The sequence below is a fragment of the uncultured Aquimarina sp. genome (genome assembly GCF_947492405.1).
GTDB lineage: Bacteria > Bacteroidota > Bacteroidia > Flavobacteriales > Flavobacteriaceae > Aquimarina.
In genome coordinates, this window is record NZ_CANLMP010000004.1 from 650408 (window position 1) to 662510 (window position 12103).

5 protein-coding genes are annotated in these 12103 nt (G+C 31.0%); all 5 read right to left on the bottom strand.

Annotated elements, in window-relative coordinates; translation table 11 throughout:
* Positions 1 to 218 precede the first annotated feature (218 nt).
* The 5 genes from Q0829_RS17415 to Q0829_RS17435 all read right to left on the bottom strand — a co-directional run bounded on the left by Q0829_RS17415 (position 219) and on the right by Q0829_RS17435 (position 12067).
* Positions 219 to 1154 carry a M57 family metalloprotease gene (locus Q0829_RS17415; protein WP_298545597.1) on the bottom strand — a complete coding sequence of 312 codons (936 nt, stop codon included), beginning with the start codon at positions 1152 to 1154 and terminating at the stop codon, positions 219 to 221.
* 406 nt (positions 1155 to 1560) lie between these two features.
* On the bottom strand, positions 1561 to 4536 hold the full coding sequence (locus tag Q0829_RS17420; RefSeq protein ID WP_298545598.1) for a glycosyl hydrolase family 28-related protein: 2976 nt from the start codon (positions 4534 to 4536) through the stop codon (positions 1561 to 1563).
* 546 nt (positions 4537 to 5082) lie between these two features.
* Positions 5083 to 7884: an RICIN domain-containing protein gene (locus Q0829_RS17425; RefSeq protein WP_298545600.1), complete on the bottom strand. Its 2802-nt coding sequence runs from the start codon at positions 7882 to 7884 to the stop codon at positions 5083 to 5085.
* Between the two features lie 1397 nt (positions 7885 to 9281).
* Complete coding sequence (locus Q0829_RS17430) at positions 9282 to 10142, bottom strand: hypothetical protein (RefSeq protein ID WP_298545601.1); 861 nt, start codon at positions 10140 to 10142, stop codon at positions 9282 to 9284.
* Positions 10143 to 10846: 704 nt separating this feature from the next.
* Positions 10847 to 12067: a site-specific integrase gene (locus Q0829_RS17435; RefSeq protein ID WP_298545603.1), complete on the bottom strand. Its 1221-nt coding sequence runs from the start codon at positions 12065 to 12067 to the stop codon at positions 10847 to 10849.
* Positions 12068 to 12103: the final 36 nt, after the last annotated feature.

A 12103-nucleotide genomic window follows, 5' to 3' on the forward strand; every position in this document is an offset into this window, starting at 1 on the left:
ATGGTATTTTAATCATCATTTAGTGTAGTTTTATAACTACGCTTAAATAATCAGGACTAGCTACCAAACCTTTTAAATTATATTGATAGCTAGTAACTACTTCTAAAAATTACATAGATTATGTCCTAATCATTTATTAAAAAAATAATTGAGTTGTGTTAATTTTTAAATTTATCCAATTTTCATAGCTATTTTAATTTCTAAGAAAAGATGTTTTACTAGTAAAATGAAAAACCTGGATATAAACTTCTTAATCCATTTTTATCAAAAACATTAAGTTCTCCTGTGACTGCTCTGACTCCAAAACATGCATTCATAATAGAGTTACTTTGTTCAATAACTCCAGGAATACTTGGCAATGTCCCAAAAATTAAAGCTGGTGGATTTGGTTCTTCTGAAGGTTCAGGCTCTAAACCAAAATCTACACAAGTTTGTCGTGTATTCCAATCAGTGTGTCTAAAACCTATAGTATGTCCTAGTTCATGAGTTACCAAATGCTCTATGGCATCAGGGAATTGAGCCGCAAAATTGTTTGCATCAGAACCAATAGCTACAAATGCTCCAGGATTACCATTTTCATCAGGAAAATCAGCAAACCCTCCAAAACCAGGAAGTGACAAATCATTAGCAATAGCTATTTCATAAAAATCTTCGTCAAAAACGAGAGAGGAATCAAAATCGACTCGTAGTTTTAATTTAGAGCCAAACACAGAGTTCCAATTTTCTACAGCGTCTTTTATACCTTGTTGGGCTCCCTCTGTTAAACCTGCAATTCTTGGTAATCCGTCAATAAAAATTGTATCGCCAATATAGGCATTAATATTTACTTCTTCATGAATATTAATATCCACAATAAACTGAGTTCTATATTGTTTGGATATTCCTTCTGTACCTGCAGGAATATTAAGAAATCTATTTTTCTTCATAGCCATATCTCCTGAAGTTATTATGATCTCTTCTATATTCCCATCAGGATATACAAATTCCTTTAATTCAAAGTTTTTTGGAGATAATTGAAGGTCTTCTAATTTTTTCAGAACATCTTTTGGAAGTTCATTAATTGAAGTATTAGTATCATTAATTTCATCATTAGAACAAGAAATTAAAATCAAACTGCTAATGAGAGCTACAGATATTTTTTTTAGAGAAATCATGTGAAATAGTTTTATAAGTTTTCTAAGTAAATGTATTTTATTTTACTTTAGCAATTCTCACTGAATTTACGGTTGACGGATAAGAGTTTTTAGATATGAATCAAAAATTCATAAACGGAAGTATTATTGACTAATCTTCTTTCATTAACATCCAAGATTTTATAGAAAAGATTAAAATATCAGAGAAAAACACTTTATCGTATACTAAACATAATGAAGATACGCTATCTATGGTTTCAATTTATTCGTCACCTACAATAAACAACCCTTTCCTTAACAAGAAATTAGCACCAATATCGATGACCTCTACAATACTTTTGTTTAGGATTAACGACATCTTTTCTGATCAAAAATGAAATTATAAAGCAAAAGAATCATAACATCCCATAATAGATAATAATATATATTATTGTATGACAACTTTCCAAGTGATTTGTTTTTTATCTATAACTGAATTTAGAAGATAGATTCCTTTTTCGAGCCCAGACACATCCAATGACAAGGGATTATTAAACTGTACCGTTTTGGATAGAACTATTTTACCATAAAGATCTATAATGTTTAACTGGACTTGATCTCCAATTAAATTCTGATCGAAGCTGATATTGAGTTTTCTGTTTTTTATTGGATTAGGATATATTAGAGCTCGAGTCAAATTATCTGCTAGCAGTACATTAATATTGGAGACATTCTCCTCTCTTGAATTAAAAACTTCTGTCATCGATATTCCAAAGATATCACCAGGTTTGTTAAAAGTACAGTACCCAATCACTTCACTAGTGTGCGCTACACCACTATTCGTCGAATTTTCTTCTTCTACTTTCATATTAACTCCCGCCCTATTTAGATTCTTATATCTTAGACTAGCGGGGTCTGATCCATCAAAGGTTTGTATAGCAGCTAAAAATATAGGGGCATCACTATAGCTTTGTTGGTGGTTTATTGAACGAAAATCATGTGTCACAAAATCTTGAGTTAATACTATTTCATACTGGAGTTCTTCTGATTCTATACCTGTTTCAATTGCTATCCAATTTATATCCTCAAAATCGTGGATTCCATCATTAGCCTTCTCTTCTTGTAATTGCACTTGAAATCGATTTTGGCCGATCAAACGTTGTCTGGATACAACGGCCTGTCCATCATAGTAACTAGCGCATTGAGTAAGAACAACGGGAGTACTTGGAAATGCCATAGGAAAATCAATAACTTTCCAAGTATGGTTTAAGCCTTGTACTACTTTTCCTGCCATTATCATTTTACCATTAGTTAACTTATGGGTCCCTGACTCTAAAACCATATAGGACAAGCTTTCTGTGATATGAGCTCCATCCAAATAATCCCATTCATCTATCTGATATTCAAAACTATTATTCGTTATATTCTTAGTTCTGACGGTAGTAGGTTGACCTCCATTATAACTAGGAGGACCCATAAAAATAACTGGATTCGAGTAAGTATTATTTAATTTTATAGTATACCAAGTGTTTTTATCTTTCTGATTATTAGTGATTTTTCCAACTTCTCCAATTACTTTATAGTCATTGTTTGGTACATCCTCTTTTTTATAACCAGAATAAAGAGCCATATTTACTTTACTATCTTTAAGCAATTCTTTTGTAACTCCATCTCTAGTCTCTTTTACATGGATATTCCAAGTATAAAAAGCTTGATATCCTGTAGCAGAAAAGCTAGCATCTTCAATAATAAATAACGGAATCCCCGCTGTAGATGCTCCTTCTAGTGGCAAAAAATTACCACCGATCATTTCCGTTATTCCTCCGTTAATAGTCTTTATTCCGGTCTTTGCTCCTTCTGTTTTATATCCTAATATCCATAATCGGGCTCCATCATTAGTGACTAGAGGATCTGGACGGTTTTGGGCATCTTCCAAATTAAATTGTCTGGCCCAAATATTTTGTCCTTCTACAAACTCAACCTTACTACTTACATAGTCTTCGAAAAAAACATCTCCCGCTCCTGGTTCTGCTTTATATCTACCTTTACAATCTTTGAAAACCACAGTTCTAGAACCACGATGTAACCAAACTATATTTTGGCCAATGGTTTGCTGATTGTTGTAATTCATTCTTTCAATTATTAACGGAGGATCTGAAGAAGATCCTTCGATAATAAAAACGGGATTTTCACCACCTTGCCAATTACCCAGTCCAATGGCGTGTCCCATAAGATGAAACCATCTTACACTACTTGGAATAGTTATAGTATTGGTAACAGAAAAAATATTAAAATTGGGATCGCCCTTATCAGAAAGGTATACTACTGGCTTACCTGAATTTAAAGCACTTTGAATATCATTATTACTATTTACAGGTTGCCAATCACTTGAAAAATCGTTATTAAAATATGTAGGTGTTTCTTTAATAGGAAGACCAAGGGTTACATCTGGACTTTCAAATAAGCTTTCTGGTTTATCAGACGACCAATCTTCAAATCTCATACCGGGTATGGTATTACCTGCTTGCTCTACCACTGATTTATATCCCTCTGCTTTTACATTATGGAGGTAAATACTAGAATCCCCATCTGTAAGAATTGCGCTGTTATTAAGAGACCCTCCAATCATTTCGGTATCCATCAGAGCCATAGTAGAACCAAAGCTATCAAAAATTTTAATCGCAGAAACTAAGTTATTACTTTTAAAATTTCTTAAGGAGACATTTAATCTTGGAGTTAGTTCTACACCTGCTATCCGTTGATTGGATATTTCAATGTTTTCAAGTGTAACGTGGGTAAGTCCTGCTGTATCTTCTCCTATTAATATTGCAACTTCAAACCCTTCCACAGTTATATCTTGAATAAACATTGGTCCTGGTGTGGACCAATCAGGTCGAGTATTTTTTAATCTTTGTATTTGCAATCCAATTTTTCCGCTTTCCGCTCGACCAATAAATTTCACATTCCTAACGGCTCCCATATTATGCGCTTGAAAATCCAGAGCTACCGCAGCAGGATTTCCATTACCTACATCAAATGTCAAATCATTCACAAAAACATCAAAACTTTCATTAACCGAAAGGCCAATTTTCAACATATTTTTTCGAGAAGAAGCATCTTCATAACCGAGAGCATTGTCTACCAAGCGAATTATAGTTTCGTCCTTATTTTCCCCTTGAAATGTAATAAAACGTTCGGCAACTAGAGCATCACTAATTAAGTAAGTTCCTTTAGGAAAATAAAGCCATATTTGTCCAAATTGTAAATTTTGCACACTGTCAATTACCGATTGTAGTTCAGCCGTAGAATCTCTACTACCTGTATTATCTACTCCCATTGTTGTAACGTCCATTACACGAGCATCTACCGGAAATCTGATACTTTGTTGAGAGAAAGTATGCAAGGAGAGAAAAAAAGAAAACATTAAAAAAAAGTATTTTATAACCTTTCTATACCCCTTACATTTAATCAAAGTGATTTTCATAACATGGTTTTTTAGAAATAAGCTTATTTAAGATTTGTTGTGCGTCTCAGATTTTTGATAGTTAAATTATTTAAAAAAAGAGAATTTTTATTATTTCAATTCACTGTTGGTTTATATGGGTTCATAAATTATTCATAACAATTTATAACTTGCTTGTAAAAACTCGTTGAATACTGAATTGATAGTCATTACTACAATAAATCAATCTGTACTTAGCGAGAAAAATATAACTCCAATATCGATAACATTTCCAATATTTTTGGTTTGGGGGTAACGATATCGATCACTATTTTTCTAAAAAAAATAATCTCGATTTTGTTTGAGTTAATTATTATGTATAATTATTCCTTATACAATAAGTAAATGATCTTGAGCAGTATATTCTAAAAGTACTGCTCTCATAAGACTAGTTTAAAAAAAGACTTCTGCAATATTAAAAACTCTGCAGAAGCCTTATATGATAGAAAACTAATTAATCTTTGTTAATTAGTTGTTGATCACAAACTGAATACTCTTTGAATCTTTTTTCAAATAATCAATCGATAGAACATATAGACCCTGTTGTAATCCTGTTGTATTGATCATCATAGTAGACTGATCTGACAGAATTTTTGTATCTATTGTTTTGATGTTTCTTCCTTGTAGGTTATAGATTTTTATGGATGCCATATCTTTGGTATCACCACTTACAAATAATTGATTTCTGGCAGGGTTTGGATAAACCGTTATATCAGAACTTTCTATCGCCTCATTGGTTGCCCGTAAGGAAGTATCTATCGGTCCTGCATCTACCAGTTTCCACTTGGTACAATCCCCTGTAAAATCTTTAGAAACCTGAGTGATTGGAATATTTTCTTCTCCAGAACATCCTTTTGAACGAATCCAGTTACCAGTAACCCTATTTTGAATTCTGTAATATCCGTTTCCAGCATCAATTAGTTTCCATTGTGGATTCCACCCGCCATACTCACTACCTACTAATTCTACTGGCACAGTATCATTCGCAACATTAGAATCATTTTTAAATTTCAATCTTCCGTTAGTAGCTTTGTTGATAATAAAATAATATCCAAAATCAGTTTCTTTAAAAGAAAACATTGTACAATCACCGGTATTGCCTATTGGAGATACAACTAATTTGGTTCCTGTGTCAACAGCACATTCTAAAGGTCGTACCCATTGTCCTGTTTCTTTGTTTTCTAACCTCCAATAATTGGATTCAATAATATTATTAGCACTAGGTATAACATCAATATCTCTTTCTGCCTTACTATCAAGACGATTACTGTAATTCCCTCCTTTTGGAACAATATAAGTTGACCATTGATATTTATTTGTAGCAATAGGTATATTATCATTTATAGGAATTGCTACATTTATGAATTTATTACCTTTAGAAACAGATACCCTTATTGTACCGTAATTTGTAAAAGGAGCTTCGTCTTCTAAAAAAGAAACGATTATATCTCTATCTGTAGAAGCAGTATATCCTATACTAACAGAATATGTATTATTAGAAGATACTTGATCAGGACCATTAATAGAGTTTAAAGAATCTTTATCAGAACTTGGCCCAAATTCATAAGCTCCCAAATCTGGCTTATTTCCATTAAAGTATCCTGGATACATTCCAGGTAGTAAAAGTCCATTTATTTTGGTTTTTGATAGATCTATTCCGGCATCAATAGCCTCACTATTTGAAGTCAGCTTAAAATCAGGACGTGTATTATCACTCCATAATTTACTATCTGATCTTAAAATATTATTAGATCCATAATAATCTCTTTTAGTAAATTGTCCACCACACCAATTATAGTCATATTTCCCAACACTTTTGATTACATTCCTTGGACCTAAAGTGTTAGAGAATATATTGTTGACTAGAAAATAATTGTCTAAATTAGTAGAAAATGCTGATGAAATATTAGTATTTCCTCCGGAGAAGCTATTATGATAAATATAAATTTCATTTCCACGATAGTTTTCACCATTATCAAAATGTGCATAAATAAAAGGTGCTCCAACTCCAGGTTCGTTCCAACATCTATTTCTATAAAAGAATACTCTTCTGGGTTTTTGAATATTAGATTTTTGAATTCTGGATAAAAAATTTATATCATAAAATAGATTGTCATATACTTCAATACCAAATGAATTTTCATGAACCTCAAAGGCCATGCTTGAGGTATTGTGTATAACATTATTATAAATTTTTGTATTCCTAGTAGATTTCATTACGACAGCCGCTAAACTTTCTGATATGTTATTTCCGTAAATTTTGTTACCAGCACCACCTTCCTTATATCGATTACCATAAATGTCTTTGGAATCTGATCCAACAAAATCAATACCACAATCTTCATTTGGAGAGTGACGAGAAATACCTACTTCATTTTTATAAACGTTATAAATATGCTCTTTAACAGCATGGATATATTTGTTTCCGCTCCCCCATGCTCCACCAATATAATTAGATGGCATACCCTGCATTTTCATAGTAGAGTTAGCTATCTCATTGTTAAAAGCACCATTTACTATTAACACTCGTTCTTGTCCATTGATTAAATAACAATTATCAACTTTATTATTTTTTGTATTTGCTCCATATAGTTCTATGCCCCTTACACTGGCTCGAATTTTTAGATCTTTGATTATAATATCACTTTTATTATCAATCAGAAAACCAGACTTGGTAGAATATCTTATTTTTTTATTATTGGGATTATCATTACCTCTAAACCTAAGATAAATTCTCCCATTCTTATAATAATATAAAGCTTCAAGACCATCCCAATACCTAACAGTTTGTTTGTTCCAAACTGTAGTTATTTCATGGTTGTTATTATAATTAATGATTGTTTCAATTGGATAATTAAAATTAGCAAGTTTAGCTATATCATAAGTATCCCCGTTTTGATGAAGCACTAGAGTATTAGGCTGAATAGATTGAGTATGGTAATATACTCCATTAGAGAATCTAGAATCTCTAATCCATCCAGAAATCTCTTTACTCCCATCTATTATGGTGAGATGTTTTCCTTGATTATCAAGTTCTCCTTTAAATATTATTTTATTCTCATTTGTTCCAGAGTTTTTGACAACTACATTTTCATAATATACTCCAGCTCGAATAGTAACCGTTTGACCTGCTTGAGCGACATTTGCTGCTTTTTGTATGGTGCGATAAGGGCTGTTATAAGTGCCTGAGTTATTATCATTTCCGGTTTTAGAAACATAAATTTGCGAATAGATACTTTGATATATAAATATAAATAGTAAACAATTCAATAATTTAAGGTTTATTAAATTATTATTAAACCTGATATTTTTATGGTATGATTTCATCAAATGATTTTTGATTGCTTTAACCAAGCAATTTATCAAACTAAATAATTTGAAGTTTTTTTTTGGAGTTTTCATAGGGTTAAGGGGTTAAGCTTAGTAATTAAGCTTTTAAAATTTATAATAATTGTATAAATTTTAAAATAGAAGTGTTTTTCACTTTCAATATTTTAAGTTTTAATAACTCGTTGTGTATTTAGATTTATATATCAAAGTATCTATTCGAGTGCTTCGATCGAAGGAAGAAGTGTATCAAGAATAGAGTTTTGAATCTGAAAACGTACTAAAAATTAGAGTCATTAAAAAATTAACATTAATGAGCATACAATTTTGATTAAAATAGAGTGGATAATTATCTTCCACAAAAACCGTTACTACAAACAGTATATGGAGGTCTGGTACAATCCCTATTACTGAAACATCGACGTCTTGTGTAAATTGGTCTTGCAGACCCAGTAATACTTTTTTGCTCGGTTTTACTTAATACTTTACCAAACTTGACTTGTGAAATTTTCTTTAACATAATTTTAGGTTTTAAATTTTATATCAGAAATTTACGTATTACTAAAGAAAAATGTTTTGGTAAATATATAACACCACATTACTAATTTGTAATCCACCCTTTTAAAATTATATATTGCATTTTATGGCAATAAAAAATTGAATATTGATATTCTTATAATTTTCTATCATTGGGACAAATCTTGCCGTAAAGAATCAAGATGTCTATACAGGTTGGTATATCTGATAAATCTAGGTGTTTCATCGAAATTTTCATCTTAATTGGCACCGTTACAAACTCTTACAAAATAGTCCATGTACAATAATTTAGTACAATGACCCAACTCATATGTCTATATTAATATATGTTTTTTACATTAAAAAACATCCACATCTTACCCTATTTGCACGCTGTTTAAGAAGCCTCCATTGTGGTTAGAAATCCTAACAAACCTCCTTATCCGAATAATTCGTTTCGCCATCAATAATATCTGGATTCAAATCACAAGAAGAGTTCTGTCCAAACTTAAGTTGCTCAGTTATTAGTGAGTTTAGATTATTATAATTAGTTACTGCTCTAATGGAGACTATCTGTATATTAGGTGTTAAACCTAGATTTCCAACAACTACATATATATCTGAATAATTAGTATTTAAATTATTGAAAAAAAGTTTTTACTATTCCAACTCGCCGTTAGTTTATTTTATAAATTATTTATTCAGTATCAATCTACTAATATAATAACTGACTTCTAACTTTTTTAAAAGAAAAGGTATCAATACGAACATTGACACCCTTCCCTTTAAAAATATTTTATTATTGATTAATTTGCGAAACCAAATTATTTACTAATGGAATAAGCCGTTAATTTACCATCTAACATCTGTGGTACTAGAATTAGGTTTTTCTCTTCAAGGTATAATATATCCGCAGATCCAGAGTTCAGATCAAGTATTTTATTGATTTTTCCTTTTTGATCAATAATGAACAAACCGCCTTCTATCCAATCAGATACTATAAATGATTTTTTTAGAAGTATCAGCCCGTCAAGATTACCAAAAGATTTTGTAAATTCCTTTATCTCTTTTGTTTTTAAATTTACTTTAAGTAATTTTCCAGGTGTGTCTGTTTTAAAAGTTTTTGGGTCTGTAACCACACCCCAAGTAGCAACATAAATATCTCCATTTTTAATTTTTAATCCATTAGGATAGTCAAGGGTTTTATTCTTAATCCATAATGATATTTCTTCATTTTTTATTTGATAAATGGCATTACCCCCAAAAGTATCAGAAATATAAACATCTCCACTTTCAGAAATTTCTATATCATTTAGAAAAGTTGCTCCTTCAGCTACATATGTTTTAATAATTTTACCTTTTGTTATATCGATTACTTCTACTTTGTCAATATCTGCTACGAATAACAAATTTTTAAAAACACCTAATCCTTTTGGAGCATTAAGTCCTTCAATCCATTTTTTTGTTATGATTTCACCCTCTTCACTAATGGTTGAAATGTATCCCAAACCATTTTTTTCCGCAGGCTGACCAGCTACATTTGAAACAAAATATGTTTTACTATTTTTGTCGAAAACAACCGATTCAGGTGCTTCTAAATCTATGACAGTCCATTTACTTTTGAAATTCTGAGAATAAATATTCAGTGAGATTAATAAGATCCCGATTGCAATTATTTTTTTCATCGTTTAGGTTTTTAATTTTATAAGACAAAATTATAAACTTAAGGTCTATTAAAAATTGATCTATGGTAATATTGGTATAATTCTTTCTATTTATTTTTTATAGTGCAAATCAATTACCCCAGGAAGGAATCCAATCTCTGTTATCCTGAGTTAGAATCTAAACACATAATTTCTGGTTTAAAAATCAGAGTCAAACAAAAACTTACCTAAAGAAAAAAATATCTAGTATCTCTATTCTACCTCTTATTCTTCCAACCGCTTTTATTTATTAACGCTAGTTACGCATTATATCTATAAATTGTCTTTTTTTTAGTCAAACCGGATCTATATTTTATTGTTTTAAGGTTTACATTCTTCCTAGCTCTGTACTTATATCAAGAATCTTTGAAATAGTGATAATTATATAATCAGTAATCTATGATAGAGTATTTATTATAAGAGCAGAAATATTTGGAAAATGTGCGTATTCATGTACTTTTTGAAGTGTAAACCTTTATAAATGAAGGGTTAGGTATATTTTTATTTAGGCTTATAACCTGAAGTTCAATTGTTTGAGTCCTGTTCTCACTGCGGAAATAAAATAAGTTTTTTCTTACACAGCTTAAACATGAAGTTAAAACCTTTGTAAACACTAGTATTTATAAAGGTTTTGAAACTAATAGTTACCGTGGAGGAATTCAAACCTACAATCTCTTTGGATGTAATCAAAAATTCAAAACGTTATTTAAAGCCTCATCCGTCTTGGTATGATCAAAATTACTTTGATAACCTATGGTTGTGCTTAGATGTGAATGCCTATATAGTTTCTGGAGCATTTGTGGAGAAACCTGATCTCCTGCAATGTGACCAAAAGAATGCCTGGCAATATGACTTGTAATTGTCTTTTTAATCTCTGCCATCTCCCCTATCTCTTTAAGGTACTTATTGATTTTTTTTGTGCCCGTTTTTAGTCTAGAATACATAGCCTTCGAGTCTTTCTGATCTACACCCTTAAGTTCTGGAAATATGAAACTACTTTTTGATTTTTTACCCTTATCATATTGGTTGATAATACTAATAGCCTTTAACGGCAACATTAGGGAGTCTATTTTATCATTTTTTCCCATCTGATAATGTAGTCTATCCTCTACGATATCTCCCCATTTCATTCTCAAAACATCAGAAATCCTAATCCCTGCTAAATAAAAAGAAAACAAAAACACATTTCTTGTATGCCATATAGGTGTTCCTTCATCTAACTCTAACTGTTCAATAGATAAAATTTCATCTTTATTTAAGCCTATTTTTTTACTATCTGGATATTTTATCCTTACTCTACCAACTCCAAAAGGATAATATTTTTGTTCTACCACTTCTGCTCTAATTGCAGCATTAAACAGTAACCTAATCAGCACAAAAATATTCATAACTGATCTTTCAGATAAATCTTTATTTGCTTTTAGATATGTCTTCATTTTCTTTAACATCGCTTCATCAATATCCTGAAAAGACAAATTCCTATTTCCCAAATATTCTTCTATTCTATTTATTTTACTATTGTCCGAAATTGCTCTGTTGTGTTTTCCAGCTCTTCTTAAATCCGAGACATGCTCATCTGCAAAATCAAAAAATGTTTTGCTCTTTTTCCTCTCTCTAATTGCGTCAATAATCTGCCTGGCACTCAAAGGAGTTTTTGAGGATTTTGATTCAAATATTACATCCTCTAGTTGGTCGTATTTTTTCCTTATTAGCCTATTGAGATGGCTATATTTAGGGTGTGATTTCTTAATCTTTTCTGCTTCAGGATCCCAATCAGAAGGATCAACATTATAACCTAAATGTAAATAACTAATTTTTCGATTTGCTGTTACCCTAAGAGCTAAACGATAAAGTTTTTCACCCTCTTTATTAATTTTTGGATGTAAAACAGTCTTGAGTGTTGCCATTTTTATAATATTAATTTCGTTCAAAAATATATAAAA

Excerpts from the sequence above, each read along its gene's own strand:
- Q0829_RS17430 (WP_298545601.1), bottom strand. The coding sequence starts at position 10,142 with ATGAAAAAAATAATTGCAATCGGGATCTTATTAATCTCACTGAATATT.
- Q0829_RS17415 (WP_298545597.1), bottom strand. The coding sequence starts at position 1,154 with ATGATTTCTCTAAAAAAAATATCTGTAGCTCTCATTAGCAGTTTGATT.
- Q0829_RS17420 (WP_298545598.1), bottom strand. The coding sequence starts at position 4,536 with ATGTTTTCTTTTTTTCTCTCCTTGCATACTTTCTCTCAACAAAGTATC.
- Q0829_RS17435 (WP_298545603.1), bottom strand. The coding sequence starts at position 12,067 with ATGGCAACACTCAAGACTGTTTTACATCCAAAAATTAATAAAGAGGGT.